Annotated in this window: 21 protein-coding genes; 10 read left to right on the top strand and 11 right to left on the bottom strand. The window is 66.7% G+C overall.

The features are described 5' to 3' along the window. Positions 1–17: 17 nt before the first annotated feature. On the bottom strand, positions 18–875 hold the full coding sequence (locus LDO22_RS07110; RefSeq protein ID WP_224027184.1) for a hypothetical protein: 858 nt from the start codon (positions 873–875) through the stop codon (positions 18–20). A 22-nt stretch (positions 876–897) separates the two neighbouring features. After that, a complete protein-coding gene (dapD, locus tag LDO22_RS07105) occupies positions 898–1,926 on the bottom strand; it encodes a 2,3,4,5-tetrahydropyridine-2,6-dicarboxylate N-succinyltransferase (protein WP_159631481.1) in 1,029 nt (342 codons plus the stop codon). Positions 1,927–1,977: 51 nt separating this feature from the next. On the opposite strand from dapD, the gene dapE reads away from it, so the two are divergent. Continuing rightward, a complete protein-coding gene (gene dapE, locus LDO22_RS07100) occupies positions 1,978–3,114 on the top strand; it encodes a succinyl-diaminopimelate desuccinylase (RefSeq protein WP_159631482.1) in 1,137 nt (378 codons plus the stop codon). Between the two features lie 70 nt (positions 3,115–3,184). Here dapE and LDO22_RS07095 read toward each other — a convergent pair whose 3' ends face one another. The 4 genes from LDO22_RS07095 to LDO22_RS07080 form a co-directional block, all read right to left on the bottom strand. Continuing rightward, the gene (locus LDO22_RS07095) at positions 3,185–4,024 is read right to left on the bottom strand and encodes an ABC transporter permease subunit (protein ID WP_224026575.1); all 840 of its coding nucleotides are present in this window, start codon (positions 4,022–4,024) and stop codon (positions 3,185–3,187) included. Beyond that, positions 4,021–4,671 carry an ABC transporter permease subunit gene (locus LDO22_RS07090; RefSeq protein WP_018768597.1) on the bottom strand — a complete coding sequence of 217 codons (651 nt, stop codon included), beginning with the start codon at positions 4,669–4,671 and terminating at the stop codon, positions 4,021–4,023. Before LDO22_RS07090 ends, LDO22_RS07095 begins: the two co-directional genes overlap by 4 nt. An 85-nt stretch (positions 4,672–4,756) precedes the next feature. Continuing rightward, a complete protein-coding gene (locus LDO22_RS07085; RefSeq protein WP_141159890.1) occupies positions 4,757–5,644 on the bottom strand; it encodes a glutamate ABC transporter substrate-binding protein in 888 nt (295 codons plus the stop codon). Between the two features lie 72 nt (positions 5,645–5,716). Then, a complete protein-coding gene (locus LDO22_RS07080) occupies positions 5,717–6,472 on the bottom strand; it encodes an amino acid ABC transporter ATP-binding protein (RefSeq protein ID WP_026265670.1) in 756 nt (251 codons plus the stop codon). 104 nt (positions 6,473–6,576) lie between these two features. Between LDO22_RS07080 and LDO22_RS07075 the strand changes: the two genes are divergently transcribed. From LDO22_RS07075 to LDO22_RS07060, 4 genes are all read left to right on the top strand, one after another. Beyond that, the gene (locus LDO22_RS07075) at positions 6,577–7,359 is read left to right on the top strand and encodes a TIGR00730 family Rossman fold protein (protein ID WP_159631485.1); all 783 of its coding nucleotides are present in this window, start codon (positions 6,577–6,579) and stop codon (positions 7,357–7,359) included. A 43-nt stretch (positions 7,360–7,402) separates the two neighbouring features. Then, on the top strand, positions 7,403–7,864 hold the full coding sequence (locus tag LDO22_RS07070; protein WP_159631486.1) for a DivIVA domain-containing protein: 462 nt from the start codon (positions 7,403–7,405) through the stop codon (positions 7,862–7,864). Further along, positions 7,861–9,117: a hypothetical protein gene (locus tag LDO22_RS07065; protein ID WP_224026574.1), complete on the top strand. Its 1,257-nt coding sequence runs from the start codon at positions 7,861–7,863 to the stop codon at positions 9,115–9,117. The genes LDO22_RS07070 and LDO22_RS07065 overlap by 4 nt, the downstream gene beginning before the upstream one ends. A gap of 233 nt (positions 9,118–9,350) precedes the next feature. After that, positions 9,351–9,518 carry a DUF3117 domain-containing protein gene (locus LDO22_RS07060; protein WP_009357720.1) on the top strand — a complete coding sequence of 56 codons (168 nt, stop codon included), beginning with the start codon at positions 9,351–9,353 and terminating at the stop codon, positions 9,516–9,518. A 57-nt stretch (positions 9,519–9,575) separates the two neighbouring features. On the opposite strand, the gene LDO22_RS07055 is transcribed toward LDO22_RS07060, so the two are convergent. Next, positions 9,576–10,208 (bottom strand): O-methyltransferase, encoded by a 633-nt coding sequence (locus LDO22_RS07055; RefSeq protein ID WP_159631488.1) that lies wholly within the window; start codon positions 10,206–10,208, stop codon positions 9,576–9,578. A gap of 229 nt (positions 10,209–10,437) precedes the next feature. On the opposite strand from LDO22_RS07055, the gene sigE reads away from it, so the two are divergent. The 3 genes from sigE to LDO22_RS07040 all read left to right on the top strand — a co-directional run bounded on the left by sigE (position 10,438) and on the right by LDO22_RS07040 (position 12,442). Continuing rightward, positions 10,438–11,052 carry an RNA polymerase sigma factor SigE gene (gene sigE, locus LDO22_RS07050; protein WP_159631489.1) on the top strand — a complete coding sequence of 205 codons (615 nt, stop codon included), beginning with the start codon at positions 10,438–10,440 and terminating at the stop codon, positions 11,050–11,052. 7 nt (positions 11,053–11,059) lie between these two features. After that, a complete protein-coding gene (locus tag LDO22_RS07045) occupies positions 11,060–11,968 on the top strand; it encodes an anti-sigma factor (RefSeq protein WP_224026573.1) in 909 nt (302 codons plus the stop codon). A gap of 69 nt (positions 11,969–12,037) precedes the next feature. Further along, entirely contained in the window at positions 12,038–12,442 is a 405-nt protein-coding gene (locus LDO22_RS07040; protein WP_224026572.1) for a Sec-independent protein translocase TatB, read from the top strand. Between the two features lie 9 nt (positions 12,443–12,451). Here LDO22_RS07040 and LDO22_RS07035 read toward each other — a convergent pair whose 3' ends face one another. The 3 genes from LDO22_RS07035 to LDO22_RS07025 all read right to left on the bottom strand — a co-directional run bounded on the left by LDO22_RS07035 (position 12,452) and on the right by LDO22_RS07025 (position 15,633). Next, positions 12,452–13,609 (bottom strand): Mrp/NBP35 family ATP-binding protein, encoded by a 1,158-nt coding sequence (locus LDO22_RS07035; RefSeq protein ID WP_224026571.1) that lies wholly within the window; start codon positions 13,607–13,609, stop codon positions 12,452–12,454. 64 nt (positions 13,610–13,673) lie between these two features. Then, entirely contained in the window at positions 13,674–14,366 is a 693-nt protein-coding gene (locus LDO22_RS07030) for a DUF1003 domain-containing protein (protein ID WP_159631492.1), read from the bottom strand. Further along, entirely contained in the window at positions 14,350–15,633 is a 1,284-nt protein-coding gene (locus LDO22_RS07025; RefSeq protein WP_159631493.1) for a CBS domain-containing protein, read from the bottom strand. The genes LDO22_RS07030 and LDO22_RS07025 overlap by 17 nt, the downstream gene beginning before the upstream one ends. Positions 15,634–15,710: 77 nt before the next feature. Here LDO22_RS07025 and LDO22_RS07020 point away from each other — a divergent pair, with 77 nt between their 5' ends. Beyond that, positions 15,711–16,739 carry a general stress protein gene (locus LDO22_RS07020; protein WP_224026570.1) on the top strand — a complete coding sequence of 343 codons (1,029 nt, stop codon included), beginning with the start codon at positions 15,711–15,713 and terminating at the stop codon, positions 16,737–16,739. Positions 16,740–16,857: 118 nt separating this feature from the next. Here LDO22_RS07020 and LDO22_RS07015 read toward each other — a convergent pair whose 3' ends face one another. Beyond that, positions 16,858–18,432, bottom strand: coding sequence for an aminopeptidase P N-terminal domain-containing protein (locus LDO22_RS07015; protein ID WP_224026569.1), 1,575 nt, complete (start codon positions 18,430–18,432; stop codon positions 16,858–16,860). 80 nt (positions 18,433–18,512) lie between these two features. On the opposite strand from LDO22_RS07015, the gene LDO22_RS07010 reads away from it, so the two are divergent. Further along, complete coding sequence (locus LDO22_RS07010; RefSeq protein ID WP_159631496.1) at positions 18,513–19,361, top strand: PHP domain-containing protein; 849 nt, start codon at positions 18,513–18,515, stop codon at positions 19,359–19,361.

The following is a 19,361-nucleotide window of genomic DNA, read 5'->3' as shown; positions in this document are numbered from 1 at the left end:
AGGACGACGGCGGGAGGTCACGTGCCGCCGTCGTCCTGCCGTACGGTGATGCGCACCTGCCCGGCGGCGGCCCCCGACGCCTGCCATCCGTCCCCGCCTGGCCGGTCCCAGCTGCGGCCGGCGACTTCCACCCTTGTCACCGCCAGGTCCTTGGCATTCGCAACCGCCCACTGGGCCACCGACCATGCCAGTGCCCCGTCCGCGTCCACTACCAGGGTGGCGCCGTCCACCTGCGCATCCACGCCGCCGTACGCCTGCTCCAGCTCCGTCACCACTGTTGTTGAATTCCCGCCTGCCGTCGGGGAGCGCAGCGTGCACTGGACTCCCGCCGGAGTCTGTCCGGTCAGCCCGGAAGCGAAGGCCCGGCCCATCTCCTCGTGCTGGGCATAGGCCTTGGGGTAGGCGGAACGCTGGACCTGCTGGGCCGCGTCAGTGATGTCCAGCGTTTCGTACCCAGGGATCTTCACCAGGGCGTCATAGAAGGCGTTGACGGCGTAGTACGGGTCCATGATCTGGGCCTCGGTGCCCCAGCCCTGGGAAGGCCGCTGCTGGAAGAGCCCCCGCGAGTCAGGGCCGGCCTGGTCGCCGTGGCCGATGTTGCGCAGCTTTGACTCCTGCATGGCAGTGGCCAGGGCAATGGTGGCGGCACGCGGAGGGAGGCCCCGCCGGACGGCCGCGGCGGTGATCAGGGCTGCATTGGCCGCCTGGTCCGGCGCCAGTTCCCCGGTCCGGCCGCCGGCCGTGGCTGTGCAGCGCTCCGAGACGAGGGTCTCGGAACGCTGCACAAAGTAGACCGCCGTGTAAATGCCTCCCGCTGCCAGTGCCAGGGTGAGGAGCAGCACCGCCAGGCGGCGCAGGCCGCGCCTGCGCGCCACAGACAGAGGTGCCACGAAGAGACTAGTTGGCGTGCAGGGCGTCGTTCAGTTCCACGGTCTGGCCCTTGCGGGGGAGAGCCTCCACCGCGCCCGTGGTGGAGTTGCGGCGGAACAGCAGGTTGGGGACGCCGGAAAGCTCGGCAGCCTTGACGATCCTGGTGGTGTCCTCGCCCACCTCGTCCTTGGGGCCCGGGACGCGGACGCGGGTGCCCGCCGTGACGTAGAGGCCGGCTTCCACCACCGAATCGTCACCGATGCTGATGCCCACGCCTGAGTTTGCCCCGAGCAGGACCCGCTCGCCGATGGTGATCTTTTCCTTGCCGCCGCCGGACAGGGTGCCCATGATGGACGCGCCGCCACCCACGTCGCTGCCGTCCCCGGTCACGACGCCCGCCGAGATGCGCCCCTCCACCATGGAGGTGCCCAGGGTCCCGGCGTTGAAGTTCACGAAGCCCTCGTGCATGACGGTGGTGCCGGCGGCGAGGTGCGCACCCAGGCGCACCCTGTCGGCGTCGGCAATCCTGACCCCGCTGGGGACCACATAGTCCACCATGCGCGGGAACTTGTCGATGCCGTAGACGGTGACAGCGCCCCGCCGGCGCAGCCTGGCGCGCGTCAGTTCAAAGCCCTCGACGGCGGCGGGGCCGAAATTGGTCCACACGACGTTGGGGAGCTTGGCGAAGATGCCGTCCAGGTTAATGGTGTTGGGCTGGACCAGGCGGTGCGAGAGAAGGTGCAGGCGGAGGTAGGCGTCCGCGGTGTCGGCGGGGGCTTCGTCGAGGTTGATCTGGACAAAGACCACCTTCTGCTCCGTGCCGCGGTCCTGGTCTGCGCCGTTCTCAGCGATGGCGGTCAGGGCTTCGTCGGCGTTTTCCACCGAGCGGAGGTCCTCGGCCGCAACACCGAGTGCCGGTGCCGGGAACCAGACGTCCAGGACCGTGGTGTCGCTGCCGGTGGTGGCGATGGTGGCCACACCAAAGCCATAGGCGGAACGGTCTTCAGTGTTGGAGGTCAGGGTTTCGGGCACGGCGGAGGAAGCAGTCTCAGTCATGTGCTCCAGTCTATCGAGGGCCGGGCAGGCGGTTCGAACTAGACTGGCTTCGTGACTGCTGAAACCGCCCCCGAATCTTCCGTGTCCACCCTTGACCTGCACCAGGACGTTGCGCTGCTGACCGCGGCACTCATGGACATCAACAGCGTGTCGGGCAATGAGAAGCAGCTCGCGGACGCCGTCGAAGCCGCATTGCGGGGGATTCCCCAGCTCACGGTGGTGCGCGACGGTGACGCCATCGTCGCCCGCACCGAACTGGGCCGCGCCGAACGGGTCATCCTCGCCGGCCACCTGGACACGGTTCCGTTGCCCCTGACCGAAGGTTCCAGGGGCACTGTCCCGTCCAGCTGGGAATCCGGCGTTCCGGGTGAAGGCGTCCTCTATGGCCGCGGAGCCACCGACATGAAGGGCGGCGTGGCGGTCCAGCTGGCGCTGGCAGCACGAATGTTCGACGGCGGCGCGCAGCCCAAGCGGGACGTCACCTTCGTGTTCTACGACCATGAGGAAGTGGAGGCGGTCAAGAGCGGCCTGGGACGCCTGGTCCGCAACCACGGAGACCTGCTGCAAGGAGATTTCGCCATCCTGCTGGAGCCTACGGATGGCACGGTGGAGGGCGGCTGCAACGGCACCAGCCGGTTCGAGGCCAGCACGGCGGGCGAGGCCGCACACTCGGCGCGGGCATGGATGGGCAGCAACGCCATCCACGCAGCAGCCCCCATCCTGGCCCGCCTGGCATCCTACGAACCGCGGACGATCAACGTTGACGGGCTGGACTACCGGGAAAGCCTCAACGCGGTAAAGATCAACGGCGGCACCGCCGGCAATGTCATCCCGGACCGCTGTGTGGTGGAAATCAACTACCGGTTCGCCCCGGACAAGACGCCGGACCAGGCAGAAGCCCACGTCCGGGAACTGCTGGCGGGCTTCGACGTGGTCCGCACTGATGCCGCCGCGGGAGCGCGTCCTGGCCTGCAGCACCCGGCTGCCGCCTCCTTCATTGCCGCCGTGGGAGCCGAGCCCAAGCCCAAATACGGCTGGACCGACGTCGCCCGCTTCAGCGAGCTGGGCATCCCCGCGGTGAACTTCGGCCCGGGCGATGCGCTGCTGGCGCACAAGGACAACGAGCACGTCCACGCTGATGCCGTCCGCAAATGCCTCGCCGCGCTGCAAAGCTGGCTCGCCGGCTGACGGCCCTTAACGGCAAAGGTCCGGAACTCCCCACGGGAATTCCGGACCTTTTCTGTTGCAGCTTAGAAGCCTAGGGAGCCGCAGCTTCCAGGACGTCGGGTTCGGCCTTCGCCGTGCCGCCGGCCGCCTTTTTGGAGCCGCGGCGCTCGATCCATACGGCAAGCCGTGAAACCGAGATGTTGATGGCGATGTAGATGGCCGCCGCCACAAAGAAGATGGGGAACAGGTACTGGGTACCCAGGAAGTCCGCCATGACCTGGACGGCCCGCAGCAGCTCGCCGTACGCCACGATGTAGCCCAGCGAAGTGTCCTTCAACAGAACCACCATCTGCGCAACGAGCGAGGGCATCATGCGGCGGATTGCCTGCGGCAGTTCGATCAGCATGCGCGACTTGTAGCTGGTCAGGCCGATGGCCAGGCCGGCTTCGCGCTGCCCCTTCGGGAGGGACTGGATACCGGCCCGGATGATTTCGGCAAAGACCGCCGCGTTGTACAGCACCAGGCCGGCCACCACGGCGACGAACGCGGAGGTGCCGAAGCCCAGGAGGATGAATAGCATCATCAGGACCACGGGCATGCCGCGCAGGAACTCCAGGATGACCCGCATGGGTACCCGGATGGCGGCGGCGTCCGAAATGCGCAGGAGGCACAGCAGCAGGCCCAGCGGGAACGCGATGACTGCGGCAAGTGCCGCTGCCGAGAGGGTGGATCCCAGCCCGTTGCCGAGGAGGCGCCAAACATCGGCACGGGTGAAGATCTGCCAGCGGCGGGCTTCGAAGATGCCCTGCTGGGAAAGGGTCAGGACAACCCAGGCCAGCAGGCCAAGAATCAGCAGGCCGCCAATGATGGAGGCAATGAGGGAGACCCGGCGGGCCTTGGGACCCGGGACGTCGTAGAGAACGGAACTCATCGGGCAATCGCCACCTTTCGTTCCACCGTGTTGGCGAGGATTCCCAGCGGAACGGTGAGGAGCAGATAGAAGAACGCCGTGCCCAGCAGGACCGTGATCACGGCGTCACCGTTGGCGTTGGCCAGCTGGCGGCCGTAACCGAACAGTTCCAGGACGAAGAAGGCACCGGCCACCGAGGAGTTTTTGACCAGGGCGATCAGGATGTTGATCAGCGGCGGGATCACCGTGCGCAGTGCCTGGGGAAGGATGATGAGCGAGAGAACCTGGCCGAACTTCATGCCGATGCTGCGTGCGGCTTCGGCCTGGCCCACAGGCACGCTGTTGACGCCCGAGCGGACAGCTTCGGCGATGAACGCGGCGGTGTAGGTGCTGAGGGCAATGATTGCGGCGATCTCGAACTGCTCGAACTTGACCCCGATCCGGGGGAGCACCACCGCTGCGAAGAAGAATGCGATGGTCAGCGGCGTGTTGCGGAGGACTTCCACATACACGGTGCTGAAACCGCGAAGCGCTGCGACCGGGGAGACGCGTGCCGCGGCAAGCAAGGTGCCAAGGATCAACGCGAAAATGCCGGAGACAACGGAGAGAAAAAGAGTGCGGAGAAAACCCTCCCAGTACAGGGGCAGGTTTTCAAAGATGACGTCCATAAGATCCTTCGGCTGTAAGCGTGGACGGATTAAAGGCGGTGCCGCCGGGGCTGCTGAACAGCCCCGGCGGCGCGGCGGACGCTACTCAGTAACGGTTGATGGCCGGGAGGCTGGGGGCGGTCTTAATGACCGAACCCGCAGTGGCTTCCCAGGCCTTCTTGTAGGAGCCGTCCTTTTCGAAGGATTCGAGCTGGTCGTTGATCCAGTTGCGGAACTCGGTGTCGCCCTTCTTCAGGCCGATGCCGTAAGGCTCCTTGGTGAAGGTCTCGTCGGAAGCGAGCTTGAAGGCGTCCGGCTCCTTGTCAACGAAGCCGGCGAGGATCACGTTGTCAGTGGTCACGGCTTCAACCTGCTTGTTGCGCAGCGGCTCCAGGCAGGCAGAATAGGTGGCGGCCGGGACGAGCTCGGCGCCGTACTTGTCCACAATCGTGGCGGCCGGGGTGGAACCGGTGACGGAGCAGACCTTCTTGCCCTTGACGTCCTCGGGCTTCTTGATGGTGTCGTTGTCCTTGTTCACCATGAGGGCCTGGCCGGCTTCGTAGTAAGGGCCGGCGAAGTCCACAACCTGCTTGCGCTTGTCGCTGATGGTGTACGTGGCGATGACCAGGTCAACCTTGCCCTGCTCGATGAAGGGCTCGCGGTTGGCCGAAACGGTCTCGGACCATTCGATCTTGTCTGCGGGGATGCCCAGCTTGGCGGCGATCAGCTTGCCCATTTCAACGTCGAAACCTACGGGCTTGCCGTCCAGGCCCACCTGGCCGAACAGCGGCTGGTCGAACTTGGTGCCGATCTTGATGGTGCCGGCGGAGGACAGCTTCGCCATGGTGGTTCCGGCAGCGAACGACGGCTTCTCAACGGGGCTCGGGTTGCTGGAGCCGCCTGAGTCTCCACCGCCGCAGGCGCTCAGTGACAGTGCGAGGGCAGCGGTAGCCGCCACGACGAAGGACTTTCGCCGGGACATAAATGCCTTCATGACATTCCTTTCATTGGTGGCCGCGGGTTTTCCGGCCTGGATGCGATCTGAAGTGTGATGTTGTTCGGTAAGTCAGTGGGTGAGGAGCTTGGACAGGAAGTCCTTGGCCCGGTCACTCTTCGGGTTGGTGAAGAACTCCTCCGGGGTGGCGTCCTCCACGATCTGGCCGTCCGCCATGAAGACCACACGATCGGCCGCCTTGCGGGCGAAGCCCATCTCGTGGGTGACCACGATCATGGTCATGCCTTCCTTGGCGAGCTGGACCATGACGTCCAGGACCTCGTTGATCATTTCGGGGTCCAGCGCTGACGTGGGCTCGTCGAACAGCATCACCTTCGGCTTCATTGCCAAGGCGCGGGCGATCGCAACGCGCTGCTGCTGGCCGCCCGAGAGCTGGGCCGGCAGCTTGGGAGCCTGGTGGCCCACGCCCACGCGTTCCAGGAGCGCCATGGCGTCCTTTTCCGCTGCCGCCTTGGAAACACCTTTGACCTTGATCGGCCCCAGGGTGACGTTTTCAAGGATGGTCTTGTGCGCGAACAGGTTGAACGACTGGAAGACCATTCCGACGTCGGCGCGGAGCTGTGCGAGTTCCTTGCCTTCCTCGGGGAGGACTTTCCCGTCGATGCTGATGGTTCCGCCCTCGATGGTTTCCAGGCGGTTGATTGCCCGGCAGAGGGTGGACTTACCGGAGCCGGAGGGCCCGATGACCACAACAACCTCGCCCTTGCGGACCTGGAGGTTGATGTCCTTCAAAACGTGCAGCTGGCCGTAATGCTTGTTAACGGCGTTCAGGGAGACGAGAGCATCGCCGGGCACATGAGTAGTCATAGGAAAGAATCTAGCGAACAACCGTGGGTTATGACGCCAATCACCCCAAGTTCATGCCGATCGTGATTCAAGAGATACCTGGAGTTGGAGGTTAGCCTAGGGGAATGAGCATCAACGCAGATCCGGCCAAGAATACCCAGCCGCGCCGTAAGGGGCCCCTCGAGCTGCGCCGCAAGCAGGCGGCCGTGGAAATGTCGGACCAGCACCTGCTCGATACGAAAGGCCCCGGCCAGTTCGTCCACACCGACCCTTGGCGGGTCCTGCGGATCCAGAGCGAATTCGTCGAGGGCTTCGGCGCGCTGGCGGACATCGGGAAGGCCGTCAGCGTCTTCGGCTCAGCCCGCACCAAGCCCGGAAGCGTGTACTACGAGATGGGCGTGGAAGTGGGGCGCAAGCTCGCCGAAGCCGGCGTCGCCGTGATCACCGGCGGCGGCCCGGGTTCCATGGAGGCGGCCAACCGGGGAACGGTGGAAGGCAACGGCGTATCGGTGGGTCTCGGCATTGAACTGCCCTTCGAGCAGGGCCTGAACCAGTGGGTGGACCTGGGCATCAACTTCCGCTACTTCTTTGCCCGCAAGACCATGTTCGTTAAATACGCGCAGGGCTTCATTGTGCTGCCCGGCGGCCTGGGCACCCTGGATGAGCTGTTCGAGGCCATGGTCCTGGTCCAGACCCGGAAAGTGACGTCCTTCCCCATCGTCCTCCTGGGCGTCGACTTCTGGGGACCGATGATCGAGTGGATCAGGGGCACCCTGGTGGCCGAGGGCATGGTCTCAGAGAAGGACCTTGACCTTATCCAGCTGGTTGATGACCCCGCCGAAGCCGTGGACCGGGTCCTCCACGGCGCGGTGGCCCCGTCACTGAACGGGGAACAGCGGCCGGAGTAGCTGCGGGCCGCGGTTGGCGCCACCGGTCTGGCACGATGGAGCAGTGAGCTTCTTTCTGGTTTTCCTCGCCGTCGTCCTTGTGGCGGCGGTCCTTTGGGCCGGCCTGGGCCGGCGCTCCCGCAGGCCGGACGGGGCGGTGCTGCCTGTCCTGCTGGGCGGTTTCGAAGAGCCGCCGGCCAATCTGCCGCCGGTGCTGCTGCCGGAGCGCGCCGTTCCGGAGGACGTGACCCGGCTTCGCTTCTCGCTGGGCCTGCGCGGCTACCGGATGGACCAGGTGGACCAGGTCCTGGACGAACTGCGGGACCAGCTGGCGGCACGCGACGCGGAAATGGCCGAACTGCGGGACCGGCTGGCCGCCACGGAAGCGCAAACCGGCGCCGGCCCAGGCCAGCCGGACGACGGCGGGCCCCAGGCCCCCAGCACGGTTCCGGAAGTGCCGGACGCGGGAGAGGGCGGGAACCCGGCGGTCCATGAAGGCGCTGCCCCGCGGAAGGGCGGCCTGTGAGCACGGTTGCCCGCCGCAGCCCGCTGGCCTCTGCCGGCAATATGGCCCACCGGGCTGCATCCGCCGTCAGGGGCTGGCCATGGTGGCTCCAGGTCACCGCACTGTACGGCGGGTCCAGGCTAATAACAGCCTGCATTTTCATGGCCGCGGCGCTCCACCAGGGCCCCAACCCCTGGTTCCCGCCAAAGCCGGACTACTGGAACTTCATCAACATCTGGGATGCCCGCTGGTACGCGCAGGTCATCGCCAACGGCTACCCGTCGGTCCTTCCCACGGACGCCGCCGGGAACGTCCAGGAAAACACGTGGGCGTTCTACCCGCTCTTTCCTGCGCTGGCCGGCGGACTCAGCCGCCTCACCGGCCTGAACCCTGCCGCCGCACTCACGGTGGTCGCCATGCTGGCCGGATGGGGTGCTGCGCTCGCGGTGTACGCCCTCTTCCGGCAGAAGGCCCCGCACGCACCCGCTATGTGGGGTGTTGCGTTCTTCTCGGTCTTCCCTGTTTCGGCTGTTCTGCAAGTGCCCTACGCCGAGCCGCTGTCCCTCCTGCTGCTCGCTGGGGCCCTGCTCCTGGTGGTGCGACGCCGGTACCTCTGGGCCGCCCCCGTAGTGGTCCTGCTGTGCCTGTCCCGGCCCGTGGGCGTTCCCTTCGCTGCCATGCTGGGGCTGCTCCTGGTCTTCCACGCCGCCGCGAATCTCCGCCGCGGGCGGCAAGGGGGGCCGGCTGACAATACCCACTCGGTCAAGGACCTGGCGGCACTCACCGGACTCACCGCCGTCGCCGGCCTGTCCGCCCTGGCGTGGCCGGCTGCGGCATGGGCGGCCACCGGGGACCTGCAGGCGTACACCAAAACCGAAACCGTCTGGCGGGGCCGCGACCTGGTGCCGTTCAAGCCGTGGTTCGACACCGGCGTCGACCTCTTTGGTCCTGTGCTGGGCGTCCTCGCACCCCTGGTTTTCGTGGCCCTGTTCGGCGTGATGCTGTTCCTGCCGCCGGTGGTGCGGCTCGGCGTCGAACTGCGGCTCTGGTGCGCCTGCTACATGGGTTACCTGCTGGCGTTCCTCCACCCCCAGACCAGTACCTTCAGGATGCTGCTGCCGCTGTTTCCGCTGGCACTGGGCACGGTTTTCCTGTCCCGGTCCAGGGCGTACCGGGGGACCGTTGTGGCCATGTTCCTGCTGCTGCAGATCGTCTGGATCGTGTGGCTGTGGGCGTGGGCGCCGCTGCCCGGCGGAGGGGATTATCCGCCGTAGCAAAATGGGCTTTCGCGCAGGTCAGGGCGGGAATGACACGTTCCGGGAAATGTCCATCGATTAGCTACGTGCGGGTAATTCCGCGATAATGATAGGTAAGCAAGGACAAAAGCATTCAGAAAACGCGCAGCCTCGGCGGTGGTCCAACCACCCCGCCACAGCGGCCTGATCGACATGCGGACACAGCCCGCCCGGGCTGATTAGTCCTGGGACAAAATGGAGGGGAATTCCTCATGGCGGCTATGAAACCACGCACCGGCGACGGCCCAATGGAAGTCACCAAGGAGGGCCGCAGCCTGATCATGCGGGTCCCGCTCGAAGGCGGCGGGCGCCTGGTGGTCGAACTGAACGCTGCCGAGGCAGCCAACCTCAAGGAATGCCTGGTCGGCGTTACCGAATAGTCGTGCCGGTCGGGGTGCGCAGCCCGCGGGCTGCGCACCCCGACCTTCATGCGGCGACTACTTCTTGACGGCAACCAGCAGGCCGTCCCCGGTGGGAAGCATTGCCGACGCCAGCCTGTCGTCGTCGCGAATGGCCTTGCCCACCTGCCGCAGGGTCACCGTGTTGGGCTCGCGGCCTGCAGGGTTGGCCACCTTGTCCTTGTCCAGGGCATCGTTGATGACCAGCAGGCCCGAGCGCTTGAGCAGCCGGATGGCCTGTTCCACATAGCCGGGGAGCCCGGGCTTGTCCGCATCGATGAAGACAAGATCGTAGGCGCCGTCCGTGAGCCGGGGCAGGACGTCGCCCGCGCGGCCGGAAATGGTGCGGGTCCGGTTGGCGGGACTGCCGGCCTCGGCGAACGCTTCGCGGGCAGCCCGCAGGTGCTCCACGTCCACATCGATGGTGGTCAGGACAGCGTGCGCGCCAAGGCCCCGCAGCAGGCAGACGCCGGAGACGCCGGCGCCGGTGCCGATCTCCACCGCCGTCTGCGCCTTGGACGCGGCGGCCAGGACCGTGAGGACCGCGCCCACGCCGGGACTGATGGCGCTGACGCCCAATTCAAAAGAACGTTCCCGGGCCCGAAGCATAACCTCATCCTCAGCGGGCAGATCTTCTGCATAGGACCAGCTGCTGGACTTGTCGGCGCTCATGAATAATCGCTTTCTGGGCGTAAAGGGGGAATGTCTCCTCAAGCCTACTGTGTCCGGCCGGCCCGGGCAGGGAAGCGGGCGTTGCGCCGACGGCTGAAGTTTGCGCCCGATCAGGAAATTCCCAGCCAAGTTTGAAATGATTGGTATCCGCTCATCCAAAAGGTGACCGGCGCCGAATCAGAGATGTCAACAGTATCCGGGCGTTAGCATTCCACGAGGGGAGTGGACGATGTCATCTTCAGTTGTGGCACCTGTCCCTGCAGTAAACAATCCCGATGATGAGTGGGTCCGTCCCACCTGGGAAGAAGTGGTCACCAACCACTCCGCGAAGGTCTACCGGCTGGCCTACCGCCTGACCGGCAACAAGTTCGACGCCGAGGACCTCACCCAGGAGGTCTTTGTCCGCGTGTTCCGTTCGCTGGAGAACTTCAAGCCCGGAACCCTCGATGGCTGGCTCCACCGCATCACCACCAACCTGTTCCTTGACCAGGCCCGGCGGAAGACCCGGATCCGTTTCGACGCACTGGCGGAGGACGCCGAGTCCCGGCTGCCGGGCCGGGAGCCGGGTCCGGAGCAAAGCTTCGAGTTGAACAACCTCGACCTGGACGTGCAGGCCGCCTTGGAGGAACTGCCGCCGGACTTCCGCGCCGCCGTGGTCCTGTGCGACCTTGAAGGGCTCTCCTACGACGAAGTCGCCGAGGCCCTGGGCGTGAAGCTGGGCACCGTCCGTTCGCGCATCCACCGGGGACGGACCATGCTCCGCGAAAAGCTAGCCCACCGCGATCCGCGCCCGCAGCAGTCCCGCCGCAAGCTTTCGATGCCGCGCATCGCCGGCATCCTCTGAACGGCACATGAAGTCCCAGTTTCCTTTCGGCGGCAGGCATCAGCGCACCGGCAGCCACCTTGAGGCCTGCCAGGAGTGTGCCGCCACGGTGCGCCGGGAACGGCAGTACCTTGAGCGCCTGCGGGATGCCCCCATTCCGCCCGCCAGCCAGGACCTGACCGCACGGCTGCTGGCCCGGACCCACGAACTGGCAGCCCAGCCGGCCGCCCCGGTGCCGCCGCCCCAGGGTGTCACCCCCCGCATGGCCGCCCGGGCCCTTGCGCTCACCGCCGGCGGAACCGTAGCTGCGGCGGGCGTGCTGGCCGTGGGTGCTTTCACGGCAGCAGGTGACCCCGGAGCCGGCGAACCGGCGGGAACCGAGGCCGCTTTTTCGCATGTCTCATCGCAGACCCCCGCTGACGGCCGGCCCTTGAGCGCCACGCAGCTGGCCACCCTGCGTTCCGAAGGATGGGCGTGTCCGGACCTGCAGGCCATGGGATTCCATCTGGAAGCGGCGCGTGCGCTGGTGGTCAACGGGGAGCCCGCAGTGGAGTTGAGGCTCACTGACGGCGCACACCACGCCACTGTCACGGAGCAGCACCCTGTCGCCAATGAACCAGCAGGCCACGCCCCGGTGGTTCACGGGGTTGCAGAAGGGGAGAGCGCTGCGGGCCAGGAGGGTGGACCGGTGCAGGTGCCGGGCACCTCCCAGTGGTCCGCCACGTACCGGGCCGCAGGCCTGACCATCACCTACCGCTCCGACCTGCCCGCGGAGCAGGCCGACGATGCCATGCCCATCCTCAAGCGGCTTGCCGATTCCGCGGCGGAGGGAGTCGCGGCAGACGTCCCGGACCGGCCGGAAGGGCAGGCCGCGGAACCCCTGGATGCACGGCTGGAGCGCGGAATCAACAAGATCGCGGCCCTGTTCACCCAATGACACGGACTGTTTACCCGCCCGCCGGGTGGGAATCGTCACTCGCTGCCCGGAGAGGGTAATCTTCCTAAAGTGTTTGGAATCAACGGCCCGGAGTTCATCCTTCTGCTGATCATTGGCGTGCTGGTGATCGGCCCCCAGCGGCTGCCGGAATATACCCAGAAGCTGGCGAACCTGGTCAAGGAAGTCCGCCAGATGGCCAACGGTGCCCGTGAGCAAATCAAGGAAGAAGTGGGCATCGACATCGATGATGTCGACTGGAAGAAATACGATCCCCGCCAGTACGATCCCCGGCGCATCATCAAGGAAGCACTGCTCGACGACGACACCAAGCCTGTCAGCGCAGGCGCCCCTGCCGCGGTGGCTGCCGTTTCCGGCGCTGCCGCCGCGGCAGATGCCGCCCCCAGCCGGCCCGAAAGGGTAGTCCAGCGGCTCGCCCCGGGCGAGACCGCCCCGTTCGACACCGAAGCTACCTAGGCCTCCCACTCAGCGGGGCTGCAGACCCAGCTTCATCCCGGCGAGGCCGCGCGGTTTAGCGGCAAGCTCCCCGGCGATGCCGGTAAGCGCGGCCGCCGCTGGAGCCCCGGGCCTGCCAAGGACGATCGGAACCCCTGCATCCCCGCCCTCGCGCAGCTCGATGTCCAGGGGAATCTGGCCCAGCAGGGGGACGTCCGCTCCCACCGTGGCGCTGAGCCGTTCTGTGAGCACCGTCCCGCCGCCGCTGCCGAACAGCTCCATCCGGCCACCGTCGGGCATCTCCAGATACGACATGTTCTCGATGACGCCGGCGATCTTCTGCCCGGTCTGCGTGGCGATGGCACCGGCCCGTTCGGCGACGTCGGCTGCTGCTGCCTGCGGCGTGGTGACCACCAGGATTTCAGCCTTGGGCAGCAGCTGGGCAACGGAGATGGCGATGTCGCCGGTGCCTGGCGGGAGGTCCAGGAACAGGGCATCCAGGTCGCCGAAGTAGACGTCGGTGAGGAACTGTTCGAGCGCCCGGTGCAGCATGGGTCCGCGCCAGGCCACCGGCTGGTTGCCGGTCACGAACATACCGATGGAAATCACCTTCACGCCGTAGGCCACGGGCGGAAGGATCATGTCGTCCACTTGCGTGGGTTTTTGCGTGATGCCCAGCAGGGCGGGTACGGAGAAGCCGTAGACGTCGGCGTCCACGATGCCCACCCGGAGGCCCTGGGCGGCCAGTGCCGTGGCCAGGTTCACCGTCACCGAGGACTTGCCCACGCCGCCCTTGCCGCTGGCCACCGCGTAGACCTTGGTCAGGGAGTCCGGCTCGTTGAAGGGAATCGTGCGCTGGCCGCCCGGTCCGCGCAGCTTCTCCTTGAGGGCATCGCGCTGCGCCTGGTCCATCACCTTGAGCTCGACGTCGACGGCCGTGACGCCGGGGACCGCGGAAAGGGCTTTCTGCGAATCGGCGGTGATGGTATCCCGCAACGGGCAGCCCGCGATGGTGAGCAGGACCGCGACGGTGACCTTCCCGTCGTCGGACACCTGGACGGAGTCCACCATGCCCAGTTCCGTGATGGGGCGGCGCAGCTCCGGATCGATGACCGTGGCCAGGGCATCGTTGACGGCACTGACCAGTGGTGGCCGGCCGGCGGCTGCGGGGTGGGTGGGGGCGCTCATGGACGGAGCCTCGGCTTTCGTGCGGTATCGGCGGCGGGCCGGCCGGTGACGGACGGCCTGCTTGTCATTGGGCAGAGTGGCCGGGTTTGACCCGGGGGATCTGCTGGGTGCGCGGGTTGCGCTGCCGGTCCCGCTGCTCGCGCAGTTTGTCCTTGACCTTGTCCCGCGGGGATTCGTGCGAGCCGGGCCCGGAGTCCTCATGGGTCCGCAGTTCCTCCTGCGCTTCCAGGAGGTCTTCCAGGAGCGAGCGCAGCTCGGCCCGGACGTAGTCGCGGGTTGCTACTTCGCGCAGCGCGATCCGCAGGGAGGCCAGCTCCCGGGTCAGGTATTCGGTATCGGACAGGTTGCGCTCTGCCCGCTGCCGGTCCTGCTGCAGCGAGACGCGGTCACGGTCATCCTGCCGGTTCTGCGCCAGCAGCAGGAGGGGTGCGGCGTAGGAGGCCTGCAGAGACAGCATCAGGGTCAGCAGGGTGAAGCCAAGGTCCCGCGAATCAAACTGCCACTCCACCGGCGCCCAGGTGTTCCAACCGAGCCAGAAAATGCAGAACACGGTCATGTAGACCAGGAACTGCGGCGTGCCCATGAACCGGGCAAAGCCCTCGGTGGCATGCCCGAACGCGTCCGGGTCAGGCTTGAATTTGGGCAGGATCCGCTGGCGCGCGCTTAGGGGTGTATCGAGACTGCCTTTTGATTCCGCATTGGCCAGGTTCCGCTGGTTGGTGTTCTTCAGAGCGCTGTTATCAGCCAATGCGGCCACCGAGCTTTCTTATCGGGGCTTCGCCGTCATGGGCGCGCCAGTCGTCCGGCAACAAATGATCCAAGACGTCATCAACAGTCACCGCCCCCACAAGCCGGCCGGCGTCATTGACCACCGGGAGGGAGTTCAGGTTGTAGGTGGCCAAAGTCCGTGCCACTTCGCTGATGTGGGCCTGGTCGGACAACGGCTCAAGGTTCTTGTCCACCAGGTTTCCCAGTGCCTCGAACGGCGGGAAACGCAGCAGCTGCTGGATGTGCACCACGCCCAGGAAGCGGCCCGTGGGCGTTTCCAGCGGCGGCCGGGCAATGAAGATCGACGACGCCAGGGCGGGGGAGAGCTCCTCGCGCCGGACGTGGGCCAGGGCTTCGGCGACGGTGGCCTCCGGCGGCAGGATGACAGGCACCGGGGTCATCAGGCCGCCGGCGGTGTCCTCGTCGTACTCAAGCAGGCGGCGGACGTCCTCGGCGCCTTCAGGCTCCATGAGCTGGAGCAGTTCCTCTGCCTGGGCGGAGGGGAGTTCTCCGAGGAGGTCGGCGGCGTCGTCAGGATCCATCTCCTCCAGGACGTCCGCGGCGCGCTGGACATCCAGGGCGGAGAGGATCTCTACCTGGTCGTCCTCCGGCAGTTCCTGGAGGACGTCGGCCAGCCGTTCGTCCTGCAGTTCGCTGGCAACCTCGAAGCGGCGCTTGTCGCTCATTTCCTGCAGGGCCTCGGCGAAGTCCGCGGGCTTGAGGTCCTCGTGGTTGGCCACGAACTGGGTGGCGGCCTGCGGTTCGGTGCGCGGCCCCTGCTGGGCGTCCGCCCAGTCGATGATCAGCGTTTCGTTGCGGCGCAGCCGGCTCAAAGGGGACAGGGAGTGGCCGCGCCGGACAAAGAGCTTGCTGACGAACCAGTCGCGGGACCGGTGCTGGTCTATGGCGATGTCTTCGATCGTGGCGTCGCCGCTGCCGTCGCGTAGGGTGACCCGGCGGTCGAACATCTCGGCCACCACCAGGGTTTCCGCCCCACGCTGTTCAAACCGGCGCAGGTTGACCAGGCCCGTGCAAATGATCTGCGTCTGGTCGATCGAGGTGATGCGGGTCATGGGCACGAAGACGCGCTTCTTGCCTGGAACTTCCACCACAATGCCCACCACGTGCGGAGCTCCCCGGGTTCCCCGGGACAGCACAACAACGTCGCGCAGCCGGCCCAGCCGGTCGCCCAGCGGGTCGAAGACGTCGAGGCCCAGGAGGCGTGCCACGAAGACGCGTGTAGGTGTTGTGCTCACCACTACAGGCTACCGAGTCTGCTCTCTTTTAGCTGAATTTACAGGCGGCACCCACCTTGATGGGCAAGAATGGGTTTATGTCGAACATTTTTGGTGCTCCCAAGGCCGGCGCCGCGAACGGACCGGACGATGCCCGGGCTGTTCCCACCGGTGACACCGTTGGCTCCTACACTTCCTACCTCGACGCCCAGAAAGCGGTTGACTACCTGGCGGACCAGCAGTTCCCGGTCCAGATGGTGTCCATCGTGGGCAATGAACTGAAGATGGTGGAGCGGGTTACGGGGCGCCTGAGCTATCCGCGGGTAGCGTTGTCGGGAGCGCTGAGCGGCATGTGGTTCGGCCTGTTCGTGGGCGTCATGCTCTCCTTCTTCGCTCCGTCACCCGGGTACTTCTCCATCATGACCTCGGTGCTGATGGGCGCGGCGTTCTTCATGCTCTTCGGCATCGTCACCTACGCCATGCAGCGCGGCAAGCGGGACTTCACCTCCACCAGCCAGGTGGTGGCCACCAGCTACGACGTGATCGTGGCCCCCGAGGCAGCCCACGAGGCCCGGCGGCTCCTGCAGCAGCTGCCCATGTCCCGCTCGGACGCAGCATCCGGCCACGGCCCGTATACGCAGCATGACTACTACAACCAGCCGTACCAGCAGCAGCACCACCAGCAGCCCGGGCAGCAGCAGGGGCAGGGCCCGGCCCGCCCCGCCGGGTGGAACGATCCCTACGGCCAGCGGTCCTCCGGTTCGTCCGCCCACAACGGACCGGTGCAGGAAGGCCACGGGTACCCGGACGACGCAGGCCAGCAGCACACCGGCCAGCAGCCGGCCCAGCAGTACGACGCCGGCCAGCAGCACAGCGGCCAGCAGCCGGCGCAGCCGGTCCGTTCCGTCCGTTACCCGGACCTGCCGGACGGTCGCCCGCAGTACGGCGTGCGCCTGCCCCAGGGCCCTGCCGCTGATGCGGGGCAGCCTGGCATGGGACAAACCACGGAACACCGGGCAGAAGCAGAACACCGGGCAGGGGACCACGTGCAGGATGGCGCGGAGCACCCGGTAGAAAACCAGTATGGTCCGGACGGGGACCAGCACCGGGGCGACCACCGGCAGTAACGGCGCAGGTGCGTCCGGGTACACGGGGCGGACGGCGTCAGGAACCGGTGCCACAAACTAAGAGCGGGGCCGCTGGAATCATTCCAGCGGCCCCGCTCTTTGATTTCTTCAGCGCGTATCAGGATTCTTCGGTCCGGTAGATGCCGGCCATCCAGTCCTCCACATCCTCCGCCTTGCGCGGCAGGGCTGCACTGAGGTTGACGGGGCCCTCGGCGGTCATGAGGATGTCGTCCTCGATCCGGACGCCGATGCCGCGGTATTCCTCCGGGATTGCGAGGTCTTCCTTCTTGAAGTACAGGCCCGGTTCGATGGTGAACACCATGCCCTCGGTGAGTACCCCGTCGAGGTAGAGATCCCGCTTGGCCTGGGCACAGTCATGGACATCCAGGCCCAGGTGGTGGCTGGTGCCGTGTGGCATCCAGCGGCGGTGCTGCTGGCCCTCCGGGCTGATGGCTTCCTCCACGCTGACGGGCAGGATTCCCCATTCGGCCAGGCGCTCAGCCAGGACTGTGGTGGCCGCAGTATGGATGTCGCGGAACTTGGTTCCCGGCTGGGCCGCTGCGAATCCGGCGTCGGCAGCGTCGAGGACCGCCTGGTAGACCTTGCGCTGGATGTCGCTGAAGGTGCCGCTGGCCGGAAGGGTCCGGGTGATGTCCGCGGTGTAGAGAGAGTCGGCCTCGACGCCGGCGTCCAGGAGCAGGAGTTCGCCGGCGTGGATCCGGCCCGTGTTCCGGGTCCAGTGCAGCACGGTGGCGTTGTTTCCGGACGCCGCGATGGTGTCGTAGCCCAGTTCGTTGCCTACCTCGCGGGCACGGGCGAAGAAGGCACCCTCCACCACGCGTTCACCGCGGGCGTGCGTGAGGGCGCGCGGCAGGGCCTTGACCACCTCTTCAAATCCTTCAACGGTGGCCGACACCGCAATCTTCATCTGCTCGATTTCCCACTCGTCCTTGAGCAGGCGCAGTTCGGAGAGGGCTTCGCTGAGCTTCTCGTCCAGGGCGTCGAGCACCTCGAGGTCCAGGTTCTCGGGGTCCTTGGCCGTGTTGTACCGGGCCGTGTCCACCAGTGCATCGATGTTGTCGTCAACCTTGCGGACCAGGCGGATGGAGATCCCGCCGATCTCCGGGGCGCCCACATCCTTGGTGATTGCCGTTTCCAGCTGGTCGATGTGCGCGGTGGCCAGTCCCAGCCGGGCCTCGAACTCTTCGAGGGTGGGACGGGCGCCAATCCAGAACTCACCGGAGCGGGAGTCCGCGTAGAACTGCTCCGTGTCCCTGCCGGCCAGCGGCCGGAAGTACAGCGTGGCGCGGTGGTGCGCGCCGTCGTCGCCCGTTCCCTCTTCCACCGGATCCAGGATCAGGACCGCGTCCGGCTCGTGGTCCAGGCCGAGGCCCGTCAGGTGGGCGAAGCCGGAATGCGGGCGGAAGCGGTAGTCGCAGTCGTTGGAACGGACCTTAAGCGGCCCCGCGGGGATAACCAGGCGTTCGCCTTTGAACTGGGCCGAGATCGCCTTGCGCCGGGATGCGGCGTAGCCGGCGACGGCGTCGCGCCGGGGGAGCTCCTGGCTGGACGGCGCCCAGTTGCTGGCCATGAAGGCCTTGAAGGCGTTGGAACTGGGCCGCTGGGAGCGGTTGTTGACGCGGTCCTCCAGCGGCTGGGAAGCAGAGTTTTGGGTGTTTTCGGCATCGTTCACGGCACCATCGTCTCACCAGCATCCCGGCTACGCGAACAGGCCTCCCCGGTCTCCTGTCCCCGGTCCACTACGCTGGATAAGTGAGGATTGACCTGCATGCCCACTCCAACGTCTCCGACGGCACCGAGACCCCGGCCGATGTCATGGCCTCTGCTGCCCGTGCGGAACTGGATGTGGTGGCCCTGACCGACCATGATTCGACGGCCGGCTGGGCGGAGGCCGCCGCGGCCGCCGCCACGTGTGGGGTGGCCCTGGTGCCGGGCATGGAAGTCTCCTGCCGGACCGAGGAGGGCATCAGTGTCCACCTCCTGAGCTACCTGCACGATCCCACCCATCCCGGGCTGCTCGAGGAAATCACGAAGGCCAAGGACTCCCGCCTGACCCGCGCCGAACGCATGGTGACCATCCTTGCCGAGGACTATCCGCTCACCTGGGACGACGTGATCCACCACGTGGCGCCCGGAGCCACCCTTGGCCGGCCGCACATCGCCGACGCCCTCGTCGCCGCGGGCGTCGTGGAGGACCGGTCCGAGGCATTCGCGTCCATCCTCACCTCCCGGTCCCGCTACTTCATCCCGCACTACGCCCCGGACCCGGCCACCGCCGTCGAACTGGTCCGTGCCGCCGGCGGCGTGCCCGTGTTTGCCCATCCCGTGGCTTCCGCCCGGGGCCGGATCGTGGGGGAGCGGACGTACAGGGACATGATCGACGCCGGGCTGGCAGGCCTGGAGATCAACCACCGGGACAACCCGGAAGAGGGCCGGGATTTCCTGCGCAAACTTGCGGCCCGGCATGGCCTGCTGGTCACCGGCTCCTCCGACTACCATGGCACCGGCAAGCCCAACCTGCTCGGCGAAAACCTCACGGCCCCGGAGATGCTGGCGCGGATCGAGGAACTGGGTACGGGAGCCGCCGTCGTCCGTCCCTGA

It is taken from the genome of Arthrobacter sp. NicSoilC5 (genome assembly GCF_019977395.1).
Classification (GTDB): Bacteria; Actinomycetota; Actinomycetes; order Actinomycetales; family Micrococcaceae; genus Arthrobacter.
The sequence above is the reverse complement of the archived record's forward strand: the minus strand, read 5'-3'. Positions and strand labels throughout refer to the sequence as shown.

What these genes read in the sequence shown, in the direction of transcription:
- LDO22_RS07090 (WP_018768597.1), bottom strand. Translation starts at nt 4,671, where the DNA reads ATGGACGTCATCTTTGAAAACCTGCCCCTGTACTGGGAGGGTTTTCTC.
- LDO22_RS07085 (WP_141159890.1), bottom strand. Translation starts at nt 5,644, where the DNA reads ATGAAGGCATTTATGTCCCGGCGAAAGTCCTTCGTCGTGGCGGCTACC.
- LDO22_RS07075 (WP_159631485.1), top strand. Translation starts at nt 6,577, where the DNA reads ATGAGCATCAACGCAGATCCGGCCAAGAATACCCAGCCGCGCCGTAAG.
- LDO22_RS07060 (WP_009357720.1), top strand. Translation starts at nt 9,351, where the DNA reads ATGGCGGCTATGAAACCACGCACCGGCGACGGCCCAATGGAAGTCACC.
- LDO22_RS07095 (WP_224026575.1), bottom strand. Translation starts at nt 4,024, where the DNA reads ATGAGTTCCGTTCTCTACGACGTCCCGGGTCCCAAGGCCCGCCGGGTC.
- LDO22_RS07045 (WP_224026573.1), top strand. Translation starts at nt 11,060, where the DNA reads ATGAAGTCCCAGTTTCCTTTCGGCGGCAGGCATCAGCGCACCGGCAGC.
- LDO22_RS07035 (WP_224026571.1), bottom strand. Translation starts at nt 13,609, where the DNA reads ATGAGCGCCCCCACCCACCCCGCAGCCGCCGGCCGGCCACCACTGGTC.
- dapD (WP_159631481.1), bottom strand. Translation starts at nt 1,926, where the DNA reads ATGACTGAGACTGCTTCCTCCGCCGTGCCCGAAACCCTGACCTCCAAC.
- LDO22_RS07055 (WP_159631488.1), bottom strand. Translation starts at nt 10,208, where the DNA reads ATGAGCGCCGACAAGTCCAGCAGCTGGTCCTATGCAGAAGATCTGCCC.
- LDO22_RS07020 (WP_224026570.1), top strand. Translation starts at nt 15,711, where the DNA reads ATGTCGAACATTTTTGGTGCTCCCAAGGCCGGCGCCGCGAACGGACCG.
- LDO22_RS07080 (WP_026265670.1), bottom strand. Translation starts at nt 6,472, where the DNA reads ATGACTACTCATGTGCCCGGCGATGCTCTCGTCTCCCTGAACGCCGTT.
- sigE (WP_159631489.1), top strand. Translation starts at nt 10,438, where the DNA reads ATGTCATCTTCAGTTGTGGCACCTGTCCCTGCAGTAAACAATCCCGAT.